26 protein-coding genes are annotated in these 24,888 nt (G+C 72.1%); 9 read left to right on the top strand and 17 right to left on the bottom strand.

Annotated elements, in window-relative coordinates:
• Positions 1-104 precede the first annotated feature (104 nt).
• Together dnaB and V3C34_RS01845 are read right to left on the bottom strand one after the other, a co-directional pair.
• Positions 105-1,481, bottom strand: a complete 1,377-nt coding sequence (dnaB, locus tag V3C34_RS01840) for a replicative DNA helicase (RefSeq protein ID WP_338539287.1) — start codon at positions 1,479-1,481, stop codon at positions 105-107.
• Between the two features lie 276 nt (positions 1,482-1,757).
• A complete protein-coding gene (locus V3C34_RS01845) occupies positions 1,758-2,033 on the bottom strand; it encodes a DUF2277 domain-containing protein (RefSeq protein WP_068327878.1) in 276 nt (91 codons plus the stop codon).
• 54 nt (positions 2,034-2,087) lie between these two features.
• On the opposite strand from V3C34_RS01845, the gene V3C34_RS01850 reads away from it, so the two are divergent.
• Entirely contained in the window at positions 2,088-3,545 is a 1,458-nt protein-coding gene (locus tag V3C34_RS01850) for a DHA2 family efflux MFS transporter permease subunit (RefSeq protein ID WP_345913507.1), read from the top strand.
• Positions 3,546-3,594: 49 nt separating this feature from the next.
• Here V3C34_RS01850 and V3C34_RS01855 read toward each other — a convergent pair whose 3' ends face one another.
• Genes V3C34_RS01855 through V3C34_RS01865 form a run of 3 tightly spaced genes read right to left on the bottom strand, consistent with a single transcriptional unit; the run spans position 3,595 to position 6,351 of the window.
• Positions 3,595-4,806, bottom strand: a complete 1,212-nt coding sequence (locus V3C34_RS01855) for an MFS transporter (RefSeq protein ID WP_346007915.1) — start codon at positions 4,804-4,806, stop codon at positions 3,595-3,597.
• Entirely contained in the window at positions 4,803-5,849 is a 1,047-nt protein-coding gene (locus V3C34_RS01860) for a LacI family DNA-binding transcriptional regulator (protein ID WP_346007916.1), read from the bottom strand. The genes V3C34_RS01855 and V3C34_RS01860 overlap by 4 nt, the downstream gene beginning before the upstream one ends.
• A 1-nt stretch (position 5,850) precedes the next feature.
• On the bottom strand, positions 5,851-6,351 hold the full coding sequence (locus V3C34_RS01865; protein WP_346007917.1) for a lysoplasmalogenase family protein: 501 nt from the start codon (positions 6,349-6,351) through the stop codon (positions 5,851-5,853).
• Between the two features lie 35 nt (positions 6,352-6,386).
• Between V3C34_RS01865 and V3C34_RS01870 the strand changes: the two genes are divergently transcribed.
• Together V3C34_RS01870 and V3C34_RS01875 are read left to right on the top strand one after the other, a co-directional pair.
• The gene (locus tag V3C34_RS01870) at positions 6,387-6,869 is read left to right on the top strand and encodes a glutathione peroxidase (protein ID WP_346007918.1); all 483 of its coding nucleotides are present in this window, start codon (positions 6,387-6,389) and stop codon (positions 6,867-6,869) included.
• A gap of 6 nt (positions 6,870-6,875) precedes the next feature.
• Entirely contained in the window at positions 6,876-7,160 is a 285-nt protein-coding gene (locus V3C34_RS01875) for a sulfurtransferase TusA family protein (RefSeq protein WP_068426001.1), read from the top strand.
• Between the two features lie 109 nt (positions 7,161-7,269).
• On the opposite strand, the gene V3C34_RS01880 is transcribed toward V3C34_RS01875, so the two are convergent.
• From V3C34_RS01880 to V3C34_RS01895, 4 genes are all read right to left on the bottom strand, one after another.
• Positions 7,270-8,682 carry an alkaline phosphatase PhoX gene (locus V3C34_RS01880; protein ID WP_346007919.1) on the bottom strand — a complete coding sequence of 471 codons (1,413 nt, stop codon included), beginning with the start codon at positions 8,680-8,682 and terminating at the stop codon, positions 7,270-7,272.
• A 113-nt stretch (positions 8,683-8,795) separates the two neighbouring features.
• The gene (locus tag V3C34_RS01885; protein ID WP_346007920.1) at positions 8,796-9,281 is read right to left on the bottom strand and encodes an SRPBCC domain-containing protein; all 486 of its coding nucleotides are present in this window, start codon (positions 9,279-9,281) and stop codon (positions 8,796-8,798) included.
• 29 nt (positions 9,282-9,310) lie between these two features.
• Positions 9,311-9,643 carry a metalloregulator ArsR/SmtB family transcription factor gene (locus V3C34_RS01890; RefSeq protein ID WP_346007921.1) on the bottom strand — a complete coding sequence of 111 codons (333 nt, stop codon included), beginning with the start codon at positions 9,641-9,643 and terminating at the stop codon, positions 9,311-9,313.
• Between the two features lie 50 nt (positions 9,644-9,693).
• Positions 9,694-10,086 (bottom strand): YciI family protein, encoded by a 393-nt coding sequence (locus V3C34_RS01895; RefSeq protein ID WP_068327843.1) that lies wholly within the window; start codon positions 10,084-10,086, stop codon positions 9,694-9,696.
• 52 nt (positions 10,087-10,138) lie between these two features.
• Here V3C34_RS01895 and V3C34_RS01900 point away from each other — a divergent pair, with 52 nt between their 5' ends.
• The 4 genes from V3C34_RS01900 (at position 10,139) to V3C34_RS01915 (ending at position 13,858) form a co-directional block, all read left to right on the top strand.
• Positions 10,139-10,753: a DUF5701 family protein gene (locus V3C34_RS01900; protein ID WP_346007922.1), complete on the top strand. Its 615-nt coding sequence runs from the start codon at positions 10,139-10,141 to the stop codon at positions 10,751-10,753.
• A gap of 135 nt (positions 10,754-10,888) precedes the next feature.
• Positions 10,889-12,061: a phytanoyl-CoA dioxygenase family protein gene (locus tag V3C34_RS01905; RefSeq protein ID WP_346007923.1), complete on the top strand. Its 1,173-nt coding sequence runs from the start codon at positions 10,889-10,891 to the stop codon at positions 12,059-12,061.
• Positions 12,061-12,831, top strand: coding sequence for an SDR family oxidoreductase (locus tag V3C34_RS01910; protein WP_346007924.1), 771 nt, complete (start codon positions 12,061-12,063; stop codon positions 12,829-12,831). Before V3C34_RS01905 ends, V3C34_RS01910 begins: the two co-directional genes overlap by 1 nt.
• A 1-nt stretch (position 12,832) precedes the next feature.
• Complete coding sequence (locus V3C34_RS01915) at positions 12,833-13,858, top strand: Gfo/Idh/MocA family protein (protein ID WP_346007925.1); 1,026 nt, start codon at positions 12,833-12,835, stop codon at positions 13,856-13,858.
• A gap of 1 nt (position 13,859) precedes the next feature.
• Here V3C34_RS01915 and V3C34_RS01920 read toward each other — a convergent pair whose 3' ends face one another.
• On the bottom strand, positions 13,860-15,083 hold the full coding sequence (locus V3C34_RS01920) for an NAD(P)/FAD-dependent oxidoreductase (protein WP_346007926.1): 1,224 nt from the start codon (positions 15,081-15,083) through the stop codon (positions 13,860-13,862).
• A 121-nt stretch (positions 15,084-15,204) separates the two neighbouring features.
• Here V3C34_RS01920 and V3C34_RS01925 point away from each other — a divergent pair, with 121 nt between their 5' ends.
• Positions 15,205-16,014 carry an alpha/beta hydrolase gene (locus tag V3C34_RS01925; protein WP_068425976.1) on the top strand — a complete coding sequence of 270 codons (810 nt, stop codon included), beginning with the start codon at positions 15,205-15,207 and terminating at the stop codon, positions 16,012-16,014.
• A gap of 127 nt (positions 16,015-16,141) precedes the next feature.
• Here V3C34_RS01925 and V3C34_RS01930 read toward each other — a convergent pair whose 3' ends face one another.
• The 4 genes from V3C34_RS01930 to V3C34_RS01945 form a co-directional block, all read right to left on the bottom strand.
• Positions 16,142-17,653 carry a CoA-acylating methylmalonate-semialdehyde dehydrogenase gene (locus tag V3C34_RS01930; protein ID WP_346007927.1) on the bottom strand — a complete coding sequence of 504 codons (1,512 nt, stop codon included), beginning with the start codon at positions 17,651-17,653 and terminating at the stop codon, positions 16,142-16,144.
• A 65-nt stretch (positions 17,654-17,718) separates the two neighbouring features.
• Positions 17,719-19,146 (bottom strand): MFS transporter, encoded by a 1,428-nt coding sequence (locus V3C34_RS01935; protein WP_346007928.1) that lies wholly within the window; start codon positions 19,144-19,146, stop codon positions 17,719-17,721.
• The gene (locus V3C34_RS01940; protein WP_346007929.1) at positions 19,143-20,033 is read right to left on the bottom strand and encodes a carbohydrate kinase family protein; all 891 of its coding nucleotides are present in this window, start codon (positions 20,031-20,033) and stop codon (positions 19,143-19,145) included. Before V3C34_RS01940 ends, V3C34_RS01935 begins: the two co-directional genes overlap by 4 nt.
• Positions 20,034-20,039: 6 nt before the next feature.
• A complete protein-coding gene (locus V3C34_RS01945) occupies positions 20,040-20,951 on the bottom strand; it encodes a pseudouridine-5'-phosphate glycosidase (RefSeq protein ID WP_068425964.1) in 912 nt (303 codons plus the stop codon).
• 103 nt (positions 20,952-21,054) lie between these two features.
• On the opposite strand from V3C34_RS01945, the gene V3C34_RS01950 reads away from it, so the two are divergent.
• Positions 21,055-21,942, top strand: a complete 888-nt coding sequence (locus tag V3C34_RS01950) for a LysR family transcriptional regulator (protein WP_346007930.1) — start codon at positions 21,055-21,057, stop codon at positions 21,940-21,942.
• Here V3C34_RS01950 and V3C34_RS01955 read toward each other — a convergent pair.
• The 3 genes from V3C34_RS01955 to V3C34_RS01965 are packed head-to-tail and all read right to left on the bottom strand — an operon-like array spanning position 21,939 to position 24,885.
• Positions 21,939-22,961 (bottom strand): Gfo/Idh/MocA family oxidoreductase, encoded by a 1,023-nt coding sequence (locus V3C34_RS01955; protein WP_346007931.1) that lies wholly within the window; start codon positions 22,959-22,961, stop codon positions 21,939-21,941. The two genes, V3C34_RS01950 and V3C34_RS01955, sit on opposite strands and share 4 nt — an antisense overlap.
• Positions 22,958-23,848: an ATP-binding cassette domain-containing protein gene (locus tag V3C34_RS01960; RefSeq protein ID WP_068327809.1), complete on the bottom strand. Its 891-nt coding sequence runs from the start codon at positions 23,846-23,848 to the stop codon at positions 22,958-22,960. Before V3C34_RS01960 ends, V3C34_RS01955 begins: the two co-directional genes overlap by 4 nt.
• A complete protein-coding gene (locus tag V3C34_RS01965; protein WP_346007932.1) occupies positions 23,845-24,885 on the bottom strand; it encodes an ABC transporter permease in 1,041 nt (346 codons plus the stop codon). Before V3C34_RS01965 ends, V3C34_RS01960 begins: the two co-directional genes overlap by 4 nt.
• Positions 24,886-24,888: the final 3 nt, after the last annotated feature.

Below are 24,888 nucleotides of genomic sequence, written 5' to 3' on the forward strand. Positions count from 1 at the left end.
GTCGCCGAGCCCACAAGACGCTACCGAGGCGCCCGCCGGTGGATTCGGTGACTTCGTATCTTAGATAGAAGTCGAGTTGCTCTAATTTAGAGCGCTTCTCGACATCAGAAGCCGCCAGAGTCCTTCGCCAGGTTCGAGAACCGCGCGTAGTGCCCCTGGAAGCCCAGCACGATGTCGGCCGTCGGGCCGTTGCGGTGCTTGGCGACGATGACGTCGGCCTCCCCTTCACGCTCCGACCCTGGGTCGCGGTCACGGTGGAGCAGGATGACGAGGTCGGCGTCCTGCTCGATCGAGCCGGACTCACGCAGGTCGCTCATGGCGGGCCGCTTGTCGGTGCGCTGCTCGGGGCCACGGTTCAGCTGACTGATCGCGATGACCGGGACCTGCAGCTCCTTGGCCAGGAGCTTGAGCGCACGGGAGAACTCCGAGACCTCCTGCTGACGGGACTCGACCTTCTTGCCCGAGCTCATCAGCTGCAGGTAGTCGATGACGATGAGCTTGAGGTTGTGCTGCTGCTTCAGCCGGCGGGCCTTGGCGCGGATCTCCATGAGCGACAGGTTGGGCGAGTCGTCGATGTAGAGCGGGCTGTCGCTGATGCGGCCGACGACCCGGGAGAGCTTGCGCCAGTCGGGGTCGCTCATCTTGCCGCGCCGCAGGTGCTGCAGCTGGATGCTGGCCTCCGCCGCGAGGACACGCATGGTGATCTCGCTGCGGCTCATCTCGAGGGAGAAGATCGCGCTGGCCATCCCGTGGTGGATCGCCGCCGCGCGGGCGATGTCCACTCCCAGCGTAGATTTTCCAATAGCCGGCCTCGCCGCGATGACCACCATCTGCCCGGGGTGCAGACCGTGCGTCAGCTCGTCGAGATCGGTGAAGCCCGTGGGCACACCGGTCATCTCGTCGGTGCGCCCGGCGGCGACCTCGATCTCGGTCATCGTCTCGTTGAGGGTGTCCCACAGCGGCGCGTAGTCCTCGCCACCGCGCTTCTCCGCGACCGTGTAGACCTCGGCCTGCGCGGCGTTGACGATCTCCTCGACGTCGCCACCGCCCTGGGCGTAGCCCATCTGGACGATCTTGGTGCCGGCCTCGACGAGGCGGCGCAGCACGGCGCGCTCGGCGACGATCTGGGCGTAGTAGCCGGCGTTGGCGGCCGTGGGGACGGACTGGATGAGGTCGTGCAGGTACGCCTGGCCGCCGGCGCGCTGCAGGTCGCCGCGCTTGCTCAGCTCGTCGGCGATCGTGATCGCGTCGGCCGGCTCGCCGCGGCTGTACAGGTCGATGATCGCGTCGAAGATCAACTCGTGCGCGGGCTTGTAGAAGTCGTGCCCCCGCACCGCCTCACCGACGTCGGCGATCGCGTCCTTGGACAGGAGCATGCCGCCGAGCACGGACTGCTCCGCGCCCAGATCCTGGGGCGGCAGACGGTCCGGCGGCGGAGCGGAGGAGTACGGGCCCGTGTCCCCGAAGACCCTCGTGTCCATCTCGCTCGTCGTCACCGCGTAACAGTCGCACCCAGCACCGACAACACCAAACGACTCTGTGGACAGACCTGTGGACGGTGTGTGGACGACGCGCCATGTGACTGTGCACAGCCCGTGGAGAACCCTGTGGATCTCGCTGTCCCCCAGGTCACAACACCGGGTCTGACCTGCGGAAACGTCCGCTCACACGTGTGGACCCAGAAAAGATTCACCATCCGCCATCCACAGGCGGCGACACGCCCGAGGCCACACTCACCCCCCTTCGCGCAAGTCGGATCAGCCGGTGCGGCCGTACCTGACCCGGGCCCGCTCGCGGGCCTTGTCCGCCTCCACGTCACGGTCCTTGGGCGGGGCGCTCGTCACGAGGTGGTCCAGCAGGTGTTGAGTGACCTGGGCGATCTCCTCGACGGCCTCGTCGAAGGCCGCCTGGTTGGCCTGGCTCGGCTTCGTCGACCCGCTCACCTTGCGCACGTACTGCAGCGCGGCGGCCCGCACCTCGTCGCTCGTGGCCGGGGGCTCGAAGTTGTGCAGCTGTCGGATGTTTCGGCACATGCCTCCAGTGTCCTCCCGTTTGGTCCACTCGTTGCGGTACCGGACCATGGACGCATGCCCCTCACCGCGGCCCCGCCGCACCCCGTGACCACGCCTGCCCGGACGACCCTGGTCCTGCGCGTGCTCACCGTCGCCACCTTCGTCGTGATCCTCAACGAGACGATCATGAACAACGCGATCCCGCGCCTCATGGACGCCTTCGCCATCCCGGAGACGTCGGCGCAGTGGTTGACCACGGCCTTCATGCTGACGATGGCCGTCGTCATCCCCATGACCGGGTGGATCCTGCGACGCCTCGCCACCCGTCGCACCTTCGCGCTGGCCATGGGCCTGTTCACGATCGGGACGGCCCTCGCCGCGGCGGCGCCGACCTTCGAGGTCCTCGTGGCCGCCCGGGTCGTCCAGGCGAGCGGCACCGCGGTGATGATCCCGCTGCTGATGACGACGCTGATGGACCTCGTGCCGGTCGGCGACCGCGGCCGCACGATGGGCAACGTCTCGCTCGTCATCGCCGTCGCCCCGGCCATGGGCCCGGCGGTCTCCGGCGTGCTGCTCGAGCTCGGCTCGTGGCGCCTGATCTTCCTCGCGGTGCTCCCGATCGCCGCGGTCGCGCTCTGGCTCGGCCTGCGGCAGCTGCCCGACGTCGGCGAGCGCGGGCCGAGCCGCCTCGACCTGCCGAGCGTCGCGCTGGCCACGGTCGGCTTCGGCGGTCTCGTCTACGGCCTCTCGGGGCTCGGCGGCGGCCACGGGGGCGAAGGGGGCACCCCGGCCGCACCGCTCGTCCCGCCTGCTCCGGCGGCCGGCCTGGCAGTCGTCGCACTCGTCGTCTTCGCCCTCCGCCAGCGTGCCCTCGCCCGCAGCGGCGACCCGCTGATGGACCTGCGCGCGTTCCGCCACCGCAGCTTCACCGGGGCCTTCGTCACCATGTGCCTCGGCTTCGCCGCGCTCATCAGCTCCGTCATCCTGCTCCCGATCCACCTGCAGAAGGGCCTCGGGCTCACCACCCTCGAGACCGGCCTGCTCCTCATCCCGGGCGGGCTCGCCATGGGTCTGCTCGGGCCGGTGATCGGCCGGCTCTACGACCGCATCGGCGCGCGCCCGCTCGTCGTGCCCGGCGCCGTCGGCATGACGGTGTCGCTCGGGCTCTTCGCGGTCCTGCTGCCGCATGTCGGGCAGTGGACGGTCCTCGTGCTGCACGTCCTGCTCAGCCTGTCGCTGGCGCTGCTCTTCACACCGCTCTTCACCGCGGGCCTCGGGTCCTTGCCCACTTCCCTGTACGCCCACGGGTCGGCGCTGCTCGGCTCCTCGCAGCAGGTCTTCGGCGCGGCCGCCACGGCGACGAGCATCGCCGTCATGTCACTCGTCGCGGGCACCGACCCGACGACGGCCGAGCGCACGGGCGGGGTGCAGGCGGCCTTCGTCATGCTCGCCGTCGCTGCCGCGCTGAGCATCGCGACCTGCTTGATGGTGCAGACGCCCGGGCAGGCCGAGGAGCCCACGAGCAACGAGTGACCCGCGCGGACCCCTTCGTCGTCCTCGGGGCGTCTGACCACGAGCGGGCTCACCACCGACCCGGCACCAGCGAGGGCGTCCGGTGGAGCACCCGGATCAGCACGGCGGTGACGACCAGCAGCGTGATCGCGAGCGCGACGACCCCGTTCCACCCGCCGTGCGTCCAGGCGAGGCCCGAGGCCGAGCCGAAGACCGAGGACCCGAGGTAGTACGTGAAGAGGTAGAGCGAGGCGGCCTGACCGGCGCTCGTCCCACCGGCGACCGCCCGGATCGGCACCCAGCCGCTCGCGATGCCGTGCAGGCCGAAGAACCCGACGATGAGCACCGCGAGGCCCAGCACGATGAGCGGCAGGTGGTCCGGGATGGTGATGAGCACGCCCGCGATCGCGATGACGACGGCCGCGGGGATGACCGGTCGTCGTCCCCGCAGGTCGACCGCGCGGCCGAACCACGCGGAGCTGAGCGTGCCGAGCGGGTAGACGAGGAAGACCATGCTCGCGGCGCCGAGCCCGAGCGAGAAGGGCTCGTCGGTGAGCCGGAAGCCCACGGCGTTGAAGATCGCGACGAGCGCGCCGAGGCTGCAGCCACCGATCGCGTACAGCGCGAGCAGCCCCCGGTCCGACAGCGCCCTGCGGGTCATCGCGAGCAGCGCCCGCGGGTTGCCGGGCGAGGCCCTGAACCCCCGCGAGGCCGGCAGCGCGATCCGCACGACCAGCGCGCACACCAGCGCGACGACCACGGTCGCCCCGATCCCCCAGCGCCAGCCGCCGAGCTCGGCCCCGAGGCCGGCGACGAGCCGCCCGGACATCCCCCCGAAGGCCGTGCCCCCGACGTACAGGCCCACCGCCCGGCCCTGGCTCTCCCGGTGCAGCTCCTCGCGCAGGTACGCGGTCGCGACCGCAGGGAGACCGGCGAGCACGACGCCGGCCACGAAGCGCAGCACGAGCAGGGCCGGCCACGTCGGGGCGAGCGCGGACGCGATGCCCGCGACGACCGAGGCGGCGAGCGACAGGTGGATCAGCCGGGTGCGCCCGACGACGTCGGAGACCGGACCGGCGACGAGCAGCCCCGCGCCGATCCCGAGCGTCGTGAGCGAGATGCTCAGCGTCGAGGCCTCGGCGGAGACGCCGAACTGCTCGCGCAGGTCCGGCAGCAGCGCCTGCGTCGAGTACAGCAGGGTGAAGGTCGCCAGGCCCGCCGCGAAGAGCGACGCCACGACCCGCCGGTACTCCGCGCTGCCGTGCCGGTAGCCCGCGCTCACGTGCCTCCCCCCGGCAGCAGCCGCGCAGGGATGTTGTGCCGCGTCACGACCTGCACCCCGGAGGCGACCGACAGCGGCGCGCCGGGCACGAGCCCGTGGTGCTGCAGCACCGCCCGCACCGCCGAGCGCGCGTCCTCGCGCAGGTCGTGGTGGAGGACGAGGTCGATCTCGCCGGCGCGCAGCAGCGCGAGGTTGTCCGCGTCGAGGTCGTGCCCGACGTGGGCGAACGGGGTGACCCCCTTCGCCCGCAGCGCCGAGATGATCGCCCGGTTGGCTCCCCCGACGGAGTAGACCCCGACGGGTCCGGTGAGGTCGTCGAGCTCACCCGCGACGACGGCCCCGGTCGAGGCGTCGAGCCCGTCGGCGTCCCGCACGCGGCGCACCTCGAGACCTGGGGCCTCCGCGGCGAGCTGTCGCACGAAGGCCTCGACCCGGGTGCGCTCCCCGAAGAAGCTGGCCCGGCTGAGGGTGACGAGGACGGTGCCGCGGTCGGTGGCGCCCCACCGCTGCACGAGGTGCGCGGCGGTCCGGCCGGCCGACTCGTGGTCGGGCCCGGCGTAGGCGATGCGGCGCGAGCCGTGGACGTCGGTGACGAGGGTGACCGACGGGATGCCGCGGCCGGCGAGGTCGTCGATCGCCGCCGCCACGCGCGGGTCGTCGGGGACCTTGAGCAGCGCGCCGTGGCTGGTGCGCCCCCTTCGTCCGATGCCGTCCAGGATGGCGACGACGTCCTCGACGGTCCCCGACTCGCGCAGGTGGAACCGGGCGCGCACGGAGGCCGGGCGCAGGCCGGTGAGCTGGGACTCGAGGGCTTCGCGCACGGCTCCGGAGAACCGCTCGGGCGCCTGCATGACGACGTCGAGCACGAGCGAGCGCGCCCCGAGCCGCAGCGCGCCGGCCTGTCGGTCGAGCTCGGCGACGGCCTGCTCGACGGCCCGGACCGCGCGTGGGCTGGCCCCGGCGCGCCCGTGCAGCACGCGGTCCACGGTGGCACGGGAGAGCCCGGCCTGCTCGGCGACGTCGGAGATGCGGTGGCTGCGCACCTCAGGCGGCCTCGGGGCGCGCCCGGTCCTGGTGCGCGATCGCCGCGACGAGCAGGGCCTGCCCGAGGACGTAGGCGAGCATCACCCACACGGCGTGCAACGGCAGCTCGACGTCGGCGAGGGCCCGCAGCGCGACGAGCACGTCGAAGACGACGAGGGCGACGACACCACTGCTCGCAACACGGTCCAGACCGGTGCCGCGCAGGACCACGGCGTAGACGACCTGGGCGAGGAGGTAGCAGCCGAGCATGAGCGCGAGACCCGTGGTGCTCCCTTCGTCCGCGAAGCGCGGCAGGGTGTCGCCGAGCCACGACAGGCCGAGCGCGAGGAGCGCCAGCCGCACCGGGCGCGAGGGCGGCGCGGGCGTGGTCGCGACCAGGAACCACGCGAGCACCGGCACGAGCAGGACCTGCGTGAGGTCCGCGAGCACCCCGCCCGGGGCCGTCGCCTGCGCCCCGAGGTGAATGAGCGTGACCACGACGAAGGCGATGGCGGCGGGCATGTCGGCAGCCTAGTCAGGGCCCGTATCGTCGACCCATGAGCATCCTCGACGCCCCCCTCGCCCGACTCGACGGCACGCCCGGCACCCTGCGTGATCTCACCGGTGGGCGCCCCGCGCTCCTGGTCAACGTCGCCAGCAAGTGCGGCTTGACCCCTCAGTACGCCGCCCTCGAGGCCTTGCACGAGGAGCACCCGGACCTCGCCGTCGTCGGGCTGCCGTGCAACCAGTTCGGTGGGCAGGAGCCGGGCACGTCCGAGGAGATCGCGCAGTTCTGCTCCGCGACGTACGGCGTCGCCTTTCCCATGAGCGAGAAGGTCGAGGTCAACGGCAACGGTCGCCACGCCGTCTACGAGGGCCTCGTCGGGACGCACGACGAAGGGGGCGAGAGCGGCGACGTCCGGTGGAACTTCGAGAAGTTCGTCATCGACGCCGACGGCACCCCGGTCGCGCGGTTCAGCCCGCAGGTCACGCCGGACGACGAGCGGGTGCGCGACGCCCTTCGCTCCGTCCTCGCCTGACGCCGGGTGGAGGCACACGAGCGGCCCGTCGAGCGGATCGACGGGGGCGACCTCTCGTGCGCGCGGCTGCTCATCCTGCTGCGCGCCCGGGTCGCCGAGCTGGACGCGGGGTCGGTCGTGCACCTGAGCACGACCGACCCCGTCGCACCGATCGACCTGCCGGCGTGGTGCCGGATCACCGGCCACACCTACCTCGGCGTCGCCGACGCGGGACCGCCGCCCGTCTACGCGGTGCGGGTGAGCGGCTCGCCGGTCGCGACGCGGCCCGATCGGCCGTGGCACCCGGCGTGACGCCTCACCCGCCCCAGGTTTCTCGGGTCACCCGATAAACCTCGCCTTCGCAAGAGTTTGAAACTCCTGCGAAGGCGAGGTTTCTCTTGCTCAGCACGAAGGGAGCAGCTCAGGCCTTCGCGTTGGACGGACGACCCCACGGCCCGGTGATCGCGAAGGTGCGACCCGGGCTGCTCTGGATGTTGACGAAGAGGGTCGAGCCGTCCGCGCTGAAGCACGGGCCGGCCCACTCGCTGTCGCTGCTGAGGTTGCGCGCCAGCGGGTAGGCCTTGCCCTGGTCGGTGACGCCGACCAGGTGCGACGTGCCATTGCCGTCCTCGGCGAGGATCAGGCCGCCGTGGGGGGAGACGGTGATGTTGTCCGGCCCGTCGAACTCGTCACTGGTGTCCGGGTCGGAGTTGATGCCGAAGATCGTCGTGAGCGTGATCGTCTGCTTCTTCGGGTCGTAGAACCACACCTGGCCGTCATGCTCGTTGACCGAGCCGTCGGACAGGCGCGCGAAGGAGGAGACGACGTAGGCGCCGCCATCACCCCACCACATGCCCTCGAGCTTGCGGGCGCGGGTGACCTGGTCGTCGCCGAGCTGCTTGCGCACGGAGGTGGTGCGCGCGTCGCGGTCGGGGACCTCGACCCACGTCACGGTGTACTTCGTGTTCGGCTTGGTGGCGTAGGACAGGTCGGGCACGTGGCGGCCCTCGGAGTCGAAGGCCTTGAGCGCCTCGAAGGCACCGACCTCGACCGCGCCGTCCGCAGCGAGGGCGTGCAGCGAGCCCTTGCCCTGGACGTAGCCGGTCGGCGGGGTCCAGCGGTAGAAGAGGCCGTTCGGCTTGCCGGCGTCCTCCGTCAGGTAGATCTGGCCGACGGTCGGGTCGACCGCGGCGGCCTCGTGGGCGAAGCGGCCGAGGAACTTCAGCGGGATGTTGGCCTTGCCGAGGTTGGCGGCCTGGCTGGTCGGGTCGACCTCGAAGACGTAGCCGTGGTCCTTGGTGTAGCCACCGCTGCCTGCCATGGCCTCGGTCTCCTCGCAGGTCAGCCAGGTGCCCCACGGGGTGATGCCACCCGCGCAGTTGGTGGCCGTGCCGGCGACGGAGGTGTAGTGCTCCAGGACGTTGTCGTCCTTGTCGACGACGAGGGTGGAGGTACCGCCCTTCGCGCCCTCGTCGTAGACGAGGCCATCGACGTGGGGGACGGGGGTGGCGGAGGACCCGAGCTCGTGGTTGCACACGAGGGTCGAGCCGCCGGACGGACCGGCGAAGCAGCCCATCGCGTCCTGCTTGCCGGGGACGGCATACCCACCGCGGGTCGTGGTGCCGGCCTCGGCGAGGACCTTGTACGAGAAGCCCTCAGGCAGGGCCATGAGCTCGCCGGCCGTGCGCAGCGGGCCGTACCCGGCCGACATGCGGGTGATCTGGGCGGCGGAGGCGTGCGAGGCGAAGGGGGCGGCGCTGCCGGCGACGAGCAGGCCGAGGGCGCCGGCGGAACCGCCGAGCAGGGTGCGACGGTCGAGGGTGTGGTCGGACATGTCTCTCCTGGGGATCAGAGGATGAGGGGTGTCCTGCCACCCTTGGTCGCGCAGACGTCCGCCCGGGAGACCCGTGGGGGTCCTCCGGGCGAACTCTCGGTGAAGATCGGCGGCTACGCGGCGAGCAGCGCGTCGATCTGGCCGGCGGCCGAGCGGGAGCCCTCCTCCATGCCCATGTCGAGGACGGTCTGCAGCTCCTCGGCGGTCGCATAGGCCGAGGTCGTGACCATGCGGGCGCCCTCGGGCGTCTCGCTGAGCTCGACGGTCATCGTCGAGACGGGGGCGTCCTCGACCTTGTTGCCGTCGGCGTCGGCGAAGAAGTCGCGGGCCGTGAACCCGCGCGGCTCGTCGACGCTCGTGATCTCCCACCCACCGGGGTAGAGCTGCCCGTCGGGTCCGGTCATGTGGTACCTCACGGTGCCGCCGGGCGTGAGGTCGTGCTCGGTGACGGTGGCGGGGTGGGTCTCGGGGCCCCACCAGCGCTCGAGCTGGCGCGGGTCGGCCCAGACCTGCCAGAGCCGCTCGACGCTGACGGGGTACTCCGCCGTGATGACGAGGGCGTGGTTGTCGGTGTCCTTGGTGATGTCGGTGACGGGCATGGTGCCTGCTCCTTGTGTCGTGGTGCGTGTCAGTCGGTGGTGTCGGCCAGCAGGGCGTCGATCCCCGCGAACCGGCCGCGCCACACGTCCTCGAGCTCGGTGAGCATCGCGCCGACCGCTCGCACGGCCTCCACGTCTCCGCTCGCCAGGGACTCGCGTCCGCTGCGCCTCTTGGTGACCAGCCCTGCCCGCTCCAGCACGGCGACGTGCTTCTGCACGGCGGCGAAGCTCATCGGGTACTTCTCGGCCAGGGCCGACACCGAATGCTCCCCCGCCAGCACGCGACGCAGGATGTCCCGCCGTGTGCTGTCGGAGAGCGCGTGGAAGAAGGCATCTGCCCGCTCCTCGTCCATCGGTGCCATGACACCAACATACAACCGTTTGGTTGTACATTGTCAAGGGGCGCTGGTGGTCACTGCTCCTCACCATCGGACCGCATCACGGGCCGCAGCTCGATCGTCTCGCCGGGACCGGCGAAGTGGCGGGCGATCTCCTCCGCCCGCTCCCGGTCCACGACGTCGACGAGGAAGTACCCGGCGAGGTGCTCCTCGCCCTGCGCGTACGGGCCGTCGGAGGCGACCGGGTCACCGTCCGCCCAGCGGTGGAGTGTGGCCCTCGCCGGGTCACCGAGGGCCTCCGCGGTGACGAGCTCTCCCTTCTCCTGCATGTCGGTGAGGAGCCGCCCGAAGCGGGCGTCCATCTCGTCGCGCTGCTCCTGCGGCAGCGCCTGGTGCTCGGCGACGAAGTCCCCGGTCGGGTGACCCCACGGCTGGGGGCTGGAGTGGACGAGGATGACGAATTTCATGGTGGACATCCTGCCGGGAAGCACGCCGTCGTGCCGGACGTTGGGACCGGCGATGACTGCTGACGCCGCCGCCCAGACCGCCCGCCTCATCGACCTCGGGGCACACACGCTCGCCGGGCTCGACCCGACCGCCTTCGCCGAGCTCGTGCCCGACGCCCCGGAGGGCGAGGGCGTGCTCGTGGTCTCCCCCTCGCTCGTGCCGGCGGCGGACCTCGCGCCGCTCCTGGCGCTCGACGGCAGGCCGGGGTTCGTCGTCGAGGACATGACCGATCTGGCCGACTTCACCCCGATCGAGGGCGAGACCGTGCCCGACGCGCCGCTCTACTGGGTCACCGACGTCGAGCGCGGCGACGAGATGGCCAACTGGTCGCCCGACGAGGCGCTGCCGGCGATCCGCGCCCGCGGGCGCCACCCGCTCACCGTGAGCGAGGGCATCAGCTGGCTGCTGCAGGAGCCGGAGCGGCTCGAGCGCAACCGGTGCTTCATGGCCATCGCCTCGCGCAAGCCCAAGGCGAAGGGCCTCGACGCGCGCACCCCCGCCCTGTGGATCAGCAACGGCACCGGCCGCGACGGCGCGGCACGCAAGGGTGCGCCCAAGGTCGGCTGGTGCTGGGCGGGCAACCGGCACACGTGGCTCGGCTTCGCCTCGGCCGTCTCGCGGGTCTGAGGCCGCCGAGGGCTTCGAGGCTCCGGCCGGGGGCGACCGCTCGTCTGCATTGCCCTAGGGGAATGCAGCGTCCTGAGGCGTTTTTGAGGTCTTTCGACCTCCCATCCACCCGGCCGGGCAGTGGAGGCTGGAGGCATGACAGCGACGTCCACCCCCTTCGCCCGGCTGCGGCAGGCCGACTGCCGGGTCGAGGACCTGCGCGCCCTCCTGGAGGCCCAGCGCGACCCGGAGCTCGCCTTCACCGACCGGGTCGAGCAGCAGGTGCCCGTCTACGACGCGGCGGCCCTGCGCGAGGCGATCGCGACCGAGGCCGGCGTCGAGGCCGTCGAGGCCGAGCTGGCCGCGGTCCTCGCCGACGGGCCGGGGATCTTCGTCCTGGCCGGCGCCCTCGACCACGCGGTGGTCGACCGGGTCTCCGCGGCCTTCGAGGAGATCATCACGGCAGAGCGGGCGAAGGGGGGCGAGGTCGGCGACCACTTCGCGGCCGGCGGCGTCAACGACCGCATCTGGAATGCCCTGGAGAAGCTCGCGAGCGCCCACCCCGAGGACTTCGTCGACTACTACCGCGACGACCTCGTCGCCCTCGCCGCGCGCGCCTGGCTGGGACCCGGCTACCAGGTGACGAGCCAGGTCAACGTCGTCAACCCCGGCGGCGTCGGGCAGACCGTGCACCGCGACTACCACCTCGGCTTCGCCTCGCCCGAGGTCACCGAGCGCTACCCGCGGCACGTCCACGCACTCTCCCCCGTGCTCACCCTCCAGGGCGCGGTCGCGCACTGCGACATGCCCGTCGAGACCGGCCCGACCCTCTACCTGCCGCACTCGCAGAAGTACGCCCACGGCTACCTCGCCTACTGGCTCGACGAGTTCCAGGAGTACTTCCGCGACCACCACGTGCAGCTGCCGCTGGCGAAGGGGGACGCCGTGTTCTTCAACCCCGCGCTCTTCCACGCGGCCGGGTCCAACCACACCACCGACGTGCGCCGGATGGCCAACCTGCTCCAGATCTCCTCCGCCTTCGGCCGCGCGATGGAGTCCGTCGACCGCGAGCGCATCGTCACCGCGATCTACCCGGCGCTCCTCTCCCGCAAGGCCGCCGGGCACGACGTCGACCACGCAGTGGCGGCGGCTGCGGAGGGGTACGCCTTCCCGACCAACCTCGACCTGGACCAGCCCGTCGACGGCATGTCACCCCCTTCGCAGGCCGACATCGTCCGGCAGGCTCTCACCGAGGGAGCCTCCCCCGAGGAGCTCGCCACCCGGCTGCGTGACCACGCGGCCGCCCGACGTACCACCCAGGAGGACTGATGCAGGAGCTGCTCACCGACAAGGTCGTGCTCGTCGTCGGTGGCACCTCGGGTCTCGGGGCGGGCATCGCCCGCGCCGCGGCCCGGGAAGGTGCCACCGTCGTCGTGAGCGGTCGCCGGGCCGAGCCGGGCGAGGCCCTGGCCGCGGAGATCGGCGGGTCGGCCTCCGCCGTCACCGGCGATGTCTCAGTCGTCGAGGACGCGAAGGGGGTCGTCGCCCGGACGATCGAGCGCCACGGACGCGTCGACGCCCTCGTCAACTGCGCCGGCCTGACCGACCGCGGGTCGATCCTCGACACCGACCCGGAGCTTTTCGACCGGCACATCGCGACCAACCTGCGCGGGCCCTTCTTCACGATGCAGGCGGCGATCGCGGACATGACCGGGCGCGGGGCGGCGGGCACGATCGTCAACATCGCGAGCATCAGCGCGCTCGGCGGCCAGCCGTACCTGGCCCCCTACGTCGCGGCCAAGTCGGGCCTGCTCGGCCTGACGAAGAACGTCGCCCACGCGCACCGCTTCGACCGGGTCCGGGTCAACGCCCTCAACATCGGGTGGACGCAGACCGCGGGTGAGGACGCGACGCAGCGGCGCTTCCACGGCGCCGGCGACGACTGGGTGGAGCAGGCGAACGCCCGCCTGCCCATGGGCAAGCTCGGGCAGGTCGACGAGATCGCGGACGCGGTCGTCTTCCTGCTCTCCGACCGCAGCGGCGTCGTCACCGGCTCCGTCATCGACTGGGACCAGCAGGTCATCGGAGGACAGGACTGACATGCGCATCGGACTCATCGGCCTCGGGCGCATCGGCGCGTTCCACGCCGACACCTTCGCCGGGCTCGACCACGTCGACGAGCTCGTCGTCACCGACCCGGTCGCGGCAGCCGTCGAGGCCGTGACGGCCCGCACCGGCAAGGCGCGCGCGGTCGCCGACCCGGCCGCCGTCCTCGCCGACGGCGTCGACGGCGTCGTCATCGCCGCGGCGACCAACGCGCACGCCGAGCTCATCCGCGCGGCGGTCGACGCGGGCATCCCGACCTTCTGCGAGAAGCCGGTCGCCGGCACCATCGCCGAGTCCCTGGCCGTCGAGGCGGCGGTCGCCGGGAGCGACGTGCCGGTGCAGATCGGCTACCCGCGCCGCTTCGACCCGGCCTTCGTCGCCGCCCGTGCCGCCGTCCGATCGGGCGCGCTGGGGCGGATCACGACGGTCCGCTCGACGACCCTCGACCCCGCGCCCCCGCCGGCCGCCTACCTCGCGGTGAGCGGCGGGATCTTCCGCGACTGCTCCGTGCACGACTTCGACGCGGTGCGCTGGGTGACCGGCCAGGAGGTCGTCGAGGTCCACGCCGTCGGCTCGGTCGACCCCGACGCCGCCCCGGAGATGTACGCCGACAATGGCGACTTCTCGAGCGTCTCGGCGCTGCTCACCCTCTCCGACGGCACGATCGGCGTGGTGTCCGACACCCGCACCAACGGCGCCGGGTATGACGTCCGCCTCGAGGTGCACGGTGTCCGCGACGCGGTGGCCGCCGGTCTCGACGAGGGTCTGCCCCTGCGCTCGACCCAGCCGGGCATCTCCTGGCCGGGCGGCCCGGCGCACGGGTTCTTCATGGACCGCCTCGCGCAGGCCTTCCGCGTGGAGCTCGGCGTCTTCACCCAGGTCGTGGCCGGGGAGGTCGACAACCCGTGCACCGTCGCGGACGCGATGGGCACGGCGTGGACGGCCGAGGCGGCGACGCTGTCGGCCGCGCAGCGCCGGCCGGTGACGATCGCGGAGGTTCGCGCCGCCGCGGGCGCCTGAGTCACAGCAGCGAGCGAAGGGGGACCCCCGGGTCCTCGAGGTCGCTCACGTCGGGCCTCGCGCCCGCCGCGATGAGCTGCTCCGCGACGCGGATGTCCTTGGCCACCACCGGTCCTCGCCCCAGCGAGGTCGCATCGAGCACGCGCCCGTCGGCGGCCAGGCCGAGGTGGAGGAGCGAGCCGTCCTCGCGCGCGCGGACGACCTCGCGCTCCCCGGGGCCGGGCACCCCGGCGGTCTGCAGCATCTGGTCGTACTGGTCGGACCAGAACCACGCGACGGCTGCGTGCGGCTCGGTCTCGCCGAGCATCGCCGCGGCCGCGCTCACCGCCTGGTCGTGGGCGCTGCGCCAGGACTCGATCCGCACGCGCCGGCCGGTGCGCGGGTCGGGGTAGGACGCGCAGTCCCCCGCCGCCCAGACGTGCGGGTCGCTCGTGCGCAGCAGCTCGTCGACGACGATCCCGTCCTCGACGAGCAGGCCTGCGGCAGCGGCGATCTCGGTGACCGGCTCGGCGCCGACGCCCGCGACGACGGCGTCGGCCACCACGGTCTCCCCGGTGGAGAGGGTGGCCCGCAGATGGCTCCCTTCGTCCTGCACGGCGGTGACGGTCGTCCGGGTGCGGATCGTGACGCCGTGGTGGGCGTGGAGGGCGACGACACGCTCCGCGACGACCGCGGGGACGGCCCGGGCCAGGGCACGGTCGGCGGCCTCGATGACGGTGACCTCCATGCCCCGCTCGCACGCCCCGGCAGCGACCTCGAGCCCGACGAAACCCGCCCCGATGACGAGCAGGCGCCCACCCTCGCGGACGACGCCGCGCAGCGCGTCCGCGTCCTCGCGGGTGCGCAGGTAGTACAGGTGCTCGAGGTCGAGCCGGCGGGCGCGCGAGCCGAGCGCGAGGAGCAACCGGTCGTACGCGAGCGGTCCGACGTCGGTGACCACGGTCCGCGTCCCGAGGTCGATCGAGGTGACCTCCACCCCGAGGCGAAGGGAGATCCCCGCCCCCTCGAGCTCCTCGCGGGTCCATGGGTGGACGAGGTCCGAGGCCTCGGCGGCGAGCGAGGCCTTCGACAGCGGGGGACGCTCGTAGGCGTGCACCGTCTCCCGGCCGATGAGGGTGATGGGGCCGTCGAACCCCTTGTCCCGCAGGGTCATCGCCGCGCGGGTCCCGCACTCGCCGGCCCCGACGACGACGATGCCCGGCTCGTGGGGTGCGCGCTCGCTCATGTGCCGACCCTCGCACACGCACCGGATCCCGCGATCGTGCCCACCCGCCGGGACGCGCCTCCCCTTCGCCCGCCGGTCACTGCGAGACTGGGTAGGACACGGACGTCACCCAGGAGGACCCATGAGCCCCATCCCGCCCGAGGACATCGAGACCCAGGGCCACGCCGGCCTGCTCATCGGATCGCTGTGGAGCCCACCCGGCGACCCGACCTGGGTCGCGGTCATCGCCCACGGCTACGGCGAGCACATCGGTCGCTACCAGTGGGTGGCCGACCGCCTGACCGCGGACGGGGCCGTCGTCTACGCCCACGACCACGTCGGCCACGGGCGCAGCGAGGGTGAGCGGGTGCTCGTCGAGGACTTCGAGGCGGTGGTCGACGACCTCGACCTGCTCGTCCAGCGGGCCCGGGCGGAGAACCCGGGGCTGCCGGTCGTGCTCATCGGCCACTCGATGGGCGGCATGATCGCCGCGCGCTACACCCAGCGGTACGCCGACCGGCTCACCGCCACCGTGCTCTCCGGCCCGGTCCTGGGGTCGTGGGCGGCCACGGGCCTCGCCGACCTCGAGGAGATCCCGTCCACCCCCATCGACCCCACGACCCTCAGCCGGGACCCCGACGTGGGGCGTGCCTACGAGGAGGACGAGCTCGTCTGGCACGGCGACTTCAAGCGCCCGACGCTGCGCGCCCTCAAGGCCGAGCTCGAGGCGATCACGCTCGGTGGGCGCCTGACGGTCCCGACGATCTGGCTGCACGGCGAGGACGACCAGCTCGTCCCCATCGGTCCGAGCGACGAGGGCTGGGCACACATCGCGCCCGACCAGGCACCGTCCAAGCGCTACCCCGGCGCCCGGCACGAGATCTTCAACGAGGTCAACCGCGAGGAGGTCCTCGACGACGTCCTGGCCTTCGTGCACCAGCACATCCGCTGAGCGCGTCCCAACACCTCAGGGTGGTCCGCCGCCCCCTTCGTCCCTGACTCGTACTCGCGATCAAGATTCACAGGACGAGTCAGGGGCGAAGTCCGGCGGGGAGCACAGAGCGTGCCGCCGCCGGTCATCAGTCGTTCTGCGGGAACCCCAGGTTGAGCCCACCGTGGCTCGGGTCGAGCCACCGCTGGGTGACCGCCTTGGTCCGGGTGAAGAAGTGCACGCCCTCGATGCCGTGGGCGTGGGTGTCGCCGAAGAGGCTGTTCTTCCACCCGCCGAAGGAGTAGTACGCCATGGGTGTGGGGATCGGCACGTTGATGCCGACCATCCCGACCTCGACCTCGTGCTGGAAGCGCCGCGCGGCCCCGCCGTCGTTGGTGAAGATCGTCGTCCCGTTGCCGTACGGGTTGTCGTTGATCAGCTGCAGCCCCTCGTCGTACGAGCCGACGCGCACGACCGAGAGGACCGGCCCGAAGATCTCGTCGGTGTAGATCGTCATGTCCGGCATGACCCGGTCGAAGAGCGTCGGCGCCAGGAAGAAGCCCGAGCCCAGCTCGTCGGCGCCCTCGCGCCCGTCGATAACCAGCTCGGCACCCGCGGTGACGCCGGCCTCCACGTAGCCCGTCACCTTGTCGAGGTGGGCGCGGGTGACGAGCGGGCCCATGTCGGCCTCGCTCATGCCGTCGCCCGTGCGCAACGTGCGGGTGCGCTCGGCGATCTTGGCGACGAGCTCGTCCGCGATCACGTCGCTCGCGAGGACGACGGAGATCGCCATGCACCGCTCGCCGGCCGCGCCGTAGCCCGCCGAGACCGCCGCGTCGGCCGCGAGGTCGAGGTCGGCGTCGGGCAGGACGAGCATGTGGTTCTTCGCCCCGCCGAGCGCCTGGACGCGCTTGCCTGTCGCGACCCCGCGCTCGTAGACGTAGCGCGCGATCGGGGTCGACCCGACGAAGGAGATCGCCTTGACGTCCGGGTGGTCGAGCAGCGCGTCGACGGCCTCCTTGTCGCCGTGGACGACATTCATCACGCCGTCGGGCAGGCCGGCCTCGCGCCACAGGTCGGCGATGAGGTTGACGGCGGTCGGGTCCTTCTCGCTCGGCTTGATGACGACGGCGTTGCCCGTCGCCACGGCGACGGGCACGAACCACAACGGCACCATCGCCGGGAAGTTGAAAGGCGAGATGATCCCGACGACACCGAGCGGCTGCAGGATCGAGTAGGCGTCGATGTCGGTCGAGACGTTCTCCGAGAACCCGCCCTTGAGCAGGTGCGGGATCCCGCAGGCGAACTCGACGACCTCCTGGCCGCGGGAGATCTCCGCCTTGGCGTCCTCGTAGGTCTTCCCGTGCTCCGCGGTGATGGCCCGCGCGATCTCGTCCTTGTGCTGCTCGAGCAGCTGGCGGAAGGCGAAGAGCACCCGGACCCGGCGGGCCAGCGAGACGTGCCGCCACTCCTGCCACGCCCCCTTCGCCCGGGCCACGACCTCGTCGACGACGTCGGCGCTCGCGAGGTCGAGCGCCCCCGTGACCTCGCCCGTCGCGGGGTTGAAGACCTCCGACGTGCGCGCGGCCTCCCCCTCCCACGACGAGTGACCGACGAGGTGGGTGATGCGGCCGGGAGCGGTGCGGGTGGAGACGCTCATCTGTGCCCTCCTTTGGGCAAAGCGGGGTATTTGTCCTGACATGCTAACAAGACAACCCCGGCACGTCACCCCCCGTGGTGCGACTCCTCGTCGGGCCGGGGGATGAGGAAGGACAGCGCGAGCGCGAGGACGAGGAGCACCGCACCCGTGAGGATGCCGGCGCGGTACCCGGCCCCTGCGCCCGCTGCCGAGCCCACCGCGGTGTCGATCCCGAAGAGGAGCGCGAAGCTCAACCCGGCGCCGAGGTTGAAGGCACCGGAGTTCATCCCCGGCAGGTACCCCTGGTTGTCCTTGGGGCTGAGCACGACACCGAGGCCGTTGAGCATGATGTTGCACGTGCCCGCATAGCTGATGCCGACGAGGACGAAGACCGCCAGGAGCAGCGCCGGCGTCAACGACTCCGCGAGGAGCGCCGTCCCGACGAGCGCCCCGATGCTGACGCCGAGCCCGACGCGCAGCACCCGCGCGTATCCGAACCGCGCGGCGAGCTGCCCGGCGACCGGCCCCATGACGAAGCCCGCGAGCGCATACGGCGTGAGCGTCCACCAGGACACCTCGTCCGCCCCGAGGGCGATCCCGCCGTCGGGGTCCTGGGCGATGTTGGGCAGCAGGCCGTTCATCACCGCGAAGACGCCGGACATCGTGAGCAGGGTCGTCCCGAGCAGCGCCCAGGTGCGCCGTTGCCGCAGGTAGCGTGTCGTGACGAGCGGGTGCGCGACCCGCTGCTCGAGCTGCCAGAAGACGGCGAAGGCGACCGCCGCGACCCCGGTCAGGCCGATGACGAGGAGCCAGCTCGCGTCGGCGACCTTGCCCGCCTCGTCGAGGGCGAAGTACAGCGCCGCCAGGACGATGACGAGGGCGGTGACCCCCTTCCAGTCCATGGGCACCGAGCGCTCCGAGCGGGACTCGCGCGTCCCCAGCGCGATCGCCACGAGGGCCAGGACGCCCATGACGGCCATGACCCAGAAGACCGAGCGGAAGCCCCAGGTCGCCGCGAGCCACCCGCCGGCGAGCGCGTCGACGCCGGCGATGCCGCCGTTGACCGCGGTGAGCACCGCCATCAGCCGGGCGTACCGCCGTCCGTCCGGCACCTGCACGCGCAACATGATCAGGGCCATGGGCACGATCGGCCCGGAGATCCCCTGCACCACCCGGCCGACGCCGAGCGCCCCCACCGTCGGGGCGAGCGCGGAGACGACGGCGCCGACGGTGGTCACGGCGAGCATGCCGAGCATCAGCCGTTTGCGCCCGACGAGGTCGCCCCAGCGCGGCAGGAAGAGGGAGAAGAGCGCCGCCGACGCGAAGAAGGCCGTCTGGGTCAGGCCGACCTCGGCCGACGTCGCCCCGAGCTCGCGCTCCATCGTCGCGAGGACGGGCGAGAGCATCGACGCGCTGAGCTGGAAGGCGAAGATCGCCGACAGCAGCGCGGCCATGAGCCCCACCACACCGCTCACGGTCGTCGTGGGGCGGACGTCGGGCGGCATGGTGGTCATGCGGGGAGGGACTCCGGGCCCTCGCTCGCCCCCGGGTGGGCGAGCACGCGCCGGGACAGGGCGTGGCCGGACTCGACCGCCTCCTCCAGGCCTGCCCCGCGGAGCACGGCGGTGAGGAACCCGGCGTTGAAGGCGTCGCCGGCGCCGGTCATGTCACGGACGCCGTCGACGGGCTCGACGGGGACGGTCGCGACGACCTCGGGGCCGCGGATGATGCGGGTCGGGTCCTGGCCGGCGCGGGCCAGGACGACGGTGTCCGGCAGGTCGCGGGCGAGCGGACCCGCGCCGTCCCCCTCGACGAGCTGCAGGAGGGCGGTCTCGTCCTCGTTGGCCGAGATGAAGTCCGGCGCGAGGTCGCGGACGAGGTCGGCGAAGGCGTCCCGCCCGTGGAGCTCGATCATCCCCGTGGACGACAGGTCGATCGAGATGCGGCCACCGGCCGCGCGCACCCGCCGGGCCGCGTCGAGGACGCTCGACGCGGAGGGATCGCTCGCCAGCGAGTAGCCGGTGAGGTGCAGGATCTCCACGCCCTCGAGCCAGGCGTCGTCGACGGGAGCGATGCGGGCCGACTCGCCGCGGGAGGGAAACATCATCCGCTCGCCGCGGTCGTCGATGAGCACCACGATCATGCCGGTGATCTCGCCGACCTGGAGGCGCACGTCGACCCCGCGCTCCTGGAGCTCGCGGCGCACGGCGTCACCGCCGAGGTCGTCGCCGACCCGTCCGATGAACCGCGTCGGGTGCCGCGGCCCGGCGAAGGCGGCGACATTCGCCGCCGACCCGCCGCGCCGCGTGGTGATCTCGGAGAGGGTGTCCGTGGCGTGGCGCAGCGGCTCCTGCATCCACACCACGACGTCCTGCACGACGTCGCCGATGACGCCCAGCACGGCCGGTCAGCCCTGCGTCAGCGCGACGGCGATCTCGGACGCGAGCCGGACGTTGTTGCGGTAGAGCGCGACATTGGCGTCGAGGCTCGCGTCACCCGTCTCGCGGCGGATGAAGTCGAGGAGGAAGGGGGTGACCTGCTGGCCGGAGATGCCCTGCTCGTCGAGCGCGGCCCAGGCCTTCTCGATGACGCCGTCGAGCAGCGCGGGGTCGAGCTGCTCGTCGGCCGGGACGGGGTTGGCGACGAGGAGGGCGGTCGTCAGGTCGAGGGCGCGCTGGGTCGCGTAGATCTTCGCGGCATCCTGCGGGGTCTCGATGCGGTGCGGCACGGGGAACCCGGACTCGCTCGAGTAGAAGCCGGGGTAGGCGTTGGTGCGGTAGCCGACGATCGGCACGCTCAGGCTCTCGAAGCGCTCGAGGGTCGCGTGGACGTCGAGGACCGCCTTGGCGCCGGAGCTGACGAGCACGATCGGGTTGAGCGCGAGAGCGAGCAGGTCGGCGGACTCGTCGAAGTTGGTCGACGCACCGTGGTGCACGCCACCGAGGCCGCCGGTCGCGAAGACCTTGACGCCCGCACGGTGGGCCAGGAGGGAGGTCGCGGCGATGGTCGTGCCGGCGTTCTTGCCGTTGACCGCGCCGATCGGCAGCTCGCGGATGCCGGACTTGAGCACGTCGTCGTCCTGGCTGAGCTCGACGATCTCGTCACGGGTCAGGCCGACCACCGGCTCGCCGTGGACGACACCGATGGTGGCCGGTACGGCGCCCGCGTCACGGACGATCTGCTCGGCCTCCTCGGCGACCTCGACATTGCGCGGGCGGGGCAGTCCGTGGGTGAAGATCGTGGACTCGAGGGCGACGACGGGTGCGCCGGCGGAGACGGCCTCCTGCACCTCGGCGGCGACGCGGACGAAGGGGGTCATGGCTCTCCTGACGATGAGGACGAAGGGGGTCTGCCTCCCACGGTAGGAAGACCTGCCCCGGTGAACCAGACCCACGTCGGTATCGCGTCATAGGCTGGCGCCTATGCAGTTCACGCTCCGTCGGCTGACGGTCTTCGCGACGCTCGCGCGGACCGGGCACTTCGGGCGCGCCGCCGACGCCCTGGGGTTGGCCCAGCCGACGGTCAGCGGGGAGATCCGCGGCCTCGAGCGCACCCTCGGCGTCCGGCTCTTCGAGCGCTCGCGCGCCGGGACGACGCTCACCCCTGCGGGCCGGGAGCTGCTGCCCGCGGCGCAGGAGGTCCTCGACGCCGCGCACCGCTTCGATTCGGCCGTCGACCGGGTCTCCGCGACGCGCGAGGTCGTGCGCCTCGCCGCGTCCCCCAGCCTGGTCAACCGCGTCGTGCCGCAGGCCCTGCGGGCGGTCGGCGCGCTCGACGACGGCCCCCTCGTGGAGGTCGTCGAGGTGCTCACCGGCGGGGTCTCGGCCGCCCTGACCGCCGGCGAGGCCGAGGTCGGTATCGGGCACCTCGTCGACCGGGTGGCCGGCACGAAGCGCGCGACGCTCGGCGCGGACGAGCTGTGCGTGCTCGCCGCCCGGGGCCGCCTCCCCGCGGGCGAGCCCGCCGACCTCGGTGCGCTCGAGGACCTGCGGCTGCTCATCTGGCCGCGGGAGCAGAACCCCGCGTACTACGACCTCGTCCTGCGGGCCTGCGACGCCAACGGCGCCCACCCCCGGGTCGTCGAGTCGACGACCCGGTTCTCCGGGTCCTACTCGTACCTGCTGACCGACGGGCAGGCCTTCGCGCTCGTGCCCATCGACTACGCCCGGGAGGCCCCTGCCAGCCTGGCGTGGGCCCCCCTTCGTCGTCCGGCGCGGCTGCCGCTGCACGTGACCTGGCGCAACGACCCGACCCGCGGCGCGCAGGTGCTGCTCGAGGTCCTCTCGCGGACGAGCCGCGAGGGCGCCTAACCCGCGCCCAGCTCGACGTCGACGGCCCGCCCGCTCGTCAGGGACTCCATGCCGGCGGTGCACACGACCGTCGAGGCGTAGCCGTCCCAGCTCGTCGGACCGACCCGCTCGCCACGACGGCAGGCATCGACCCAGGCCTGGACCTCGAGGTCGTAGGCCCGCTCGAAGCGCACCCGGTAGTCGGGGTCGATCGGGCCGCCCCACGCGCCGGCGCCGCCGTCCGGGTCCGAGGAGGTCGTGTAGACGCCGCTGGAGGGACGTCCGATGACGGCGCTGCCGTCCTCGCCGACGGCCTCGACCCGCACCTCGTAGCCGGTCCGGCTGTTGACGAAGACCTCGTTGGTCACCACGGCCCCCGAGGCCATCTGGAAGATCGCGACCTGCGGGTCGAGCACCCCGGCGAGCGCGTGGCGCGTCGGCCTCGGGCCGAGCACCTGGATCGAGACGATCTCCTCGCCGAGCAGCCACCGGGCGCAGTCGACCTCGTGGACGAGGCTGTCACGCACGATCATCTCGGAGCGGAAGTCGGGGTTGGGCACGCTGAGGTTGCGGTGCGTCTGGTGCAGCAGAAGCGTGCGACCCATCCGGCCGGAGTCGAGCACGGCCTTCAGGTGCGCGTACTCCGGGTCGAAGCGCCTCATGAACCCCACCTGGACGAGCGGTCGGCCGCCGGCCCGCTCGGCCTCGATGACCCGCAGCGAGGACGCGCTGTCCATCGTCAGCGGCTTCTCGCAGAGCACCGGCAGCCCGCGCCCGATGCAGGCGAGCAGCTGCTCCTCGTGCACGGCCCCCGGAGAGGCGAGCAGCACCGCGTCCACGTCGTCGGCCGCGACGAGGTCGAGGGGGTCGGCGTGGACCGTGACACCGCCGAGCTCCTCGGCGAGGTCCGCCGCCCGCTCGACGTCCGGGTCGGCGACCGCCGCGAGGCTCGCGCCGGCGATCCGGGCCGCGAGCCGGTGGGCGTGGTCGGCCCCCATGAGCCCGACGCCGACCACCCCGACACGCAGCGTGGGGCTCACCCCTCGTCCCGGACCTGCGGCTTGCCGGGCCCGGCCAGCTGCACCTCCGGGTGGGCCGGGTCGACGGTCTTGTCGGGATCGACGTCGCCGAGCTCGTGCTTGAGCTCGGCGAGCTCCTGGCCACCGGCCATCTCCGCGGTCAGCTGGTCGAGGGTCAGCTCGTCGCGTGGTGCGTCGAGGGTGAGCCGACCGAGCTTGAGGATGATGAAGTGGTTGCCCACGAGGTAGGCGTGGTGCGGGTTGTGCGTGATGAAGACGACGCCGAGGCCGGCGTCGCGCGCCTTGGCGATGTACTTCAGCACCACTCCCGACTGCTTGACTCCGAGCGCGGCGGTCGGCTCGTCGAGGATGATCACCTTGGCCCCGAAGTAGATCGCCCGGGCGATGGCGATGCACTGCTTCTGCCCACCCGACAGGCCACCGACCGGACGGTCGAGGTCGCCGATCTGGATGCCCATCTTCTGCAGCTCCTGGTCGGCGATCGTCCTCATCCGCTGGGCGTCGAGGAAGGGCCCCTTGCGGATCTCGTTGCCCATGAAGAAGTTGCGCCACACGGACATGAGCGGCGTCAGGGCCAGGTCCTGGTAGACGGTCGCGATGCCCAGGGCCTGCGCGGCCCGGGGCGAGGCGAGATGGCGCTTGATGCCGTCGACCTCGAAGCTACCCGAGGTGTGCTCGTGCAGGCCCGCCATGATCTTGATCAGGGTGGACTTGCCGGCGCCGTTGTCGCCGAGGACGCAGGTCACCTCACCGGGGTAGACCTCGAGGTTGACCCCGCGCAGGGCGTGGACGTTGCCGTAGGACTTGCCGACGTCCCTCATGACGACGAGCGGCTCGATCCCCTCCGGCCGGGCGTGGCCGGTCCTGGTGCTGGTCACGGTGCTCATCGCGCATCCGCCTTCTTCTTCACGTAGAGGTTGACCAGGGTCGCGAGCAGGAGCATCACGCCGAGGAAGGTGTAGAACCAGTCGACGTTCCAGCCCGCGTAGTTGATGCCCAGACGGGTCATGCCGAAGATCAGGGCACCCAGGGCCGCACCCACGACGGAGCCGTAGCCACCCGTGAGCAGGCACCCACCGACGACCGCGGCGATGATGTAGATGAACTCGTTGCCGACGCCCTCTCCGGACTGCATGACGTTGTAGGAGAAGAGCAGGTGCATGCCGAGCATCCACGCGCAGAACCCGACCGTCATGAAGAGACCGATCTTCACCGCCTTGACCGGGACGCCGACGGCCCGGGCCGCGGCCGCGTCACCACCGACGGCGAAGATCCAGTTGCCGACGCGGGTCTTCTGCAGCACGAGCGCGCCGACGACCACCATGACGACCCAGTAGACGACGAGCGACTTGATGTTGACCGGGCCGACCTGGACGCTCCACGCGAAGACCGACTGCGCCGAGGTGAACCCGGACATGTCGGAGATCGCCGGCGTCGAGACGGTGCCGCCGACGAGGCGGGTCACGGCGAGGTTGGCGCCCTGCAGGACGAAGAAGGTCCCGAGGGTGACGAGGAAGCTCGGCAGCCCCGTCCGCATGAGCAGCCACCCGTTGAAGGCGCCGATGGCCAGCGAGACGACGAGCGCGACGAGCACGCCGACCCAGACGTTGACGCCGAAGTTCCACGCGGTGAGCGCGGCGACGATGCCCGAGCTCGTCGCGGCGACACCGGTCGAGAGGTCGAACTCGCCGCCGACCATGAGCAGCGAGACCCCGACGGCCATGATCCCGATGGCCGAGGCCGCGTAGAGGATCGTGCCGGTGTTGCCGAGGCTGCGGAAGGACGGCGCCACGGCCATGAAGAGGACCATGACGGCGAGGGCGCCGATGAGTGCGCCGACCTCGGGCCGGGCGAAGAGGAGTCCCATCCTCCCCTTCGCCGCGACCCGGTCGTCGACCTCGGCGGTGGACGTCTGCGCGGTCATGAG

Source organism: Janibacter terrae, assembly GCF_039636765.1.
Taxonomy (GTDB): Bacteria; Actinomycetota; Actinomycetes; order Actinomycetales; family Dermatophilaceae; genus Janibacter; species Janibacter terrae.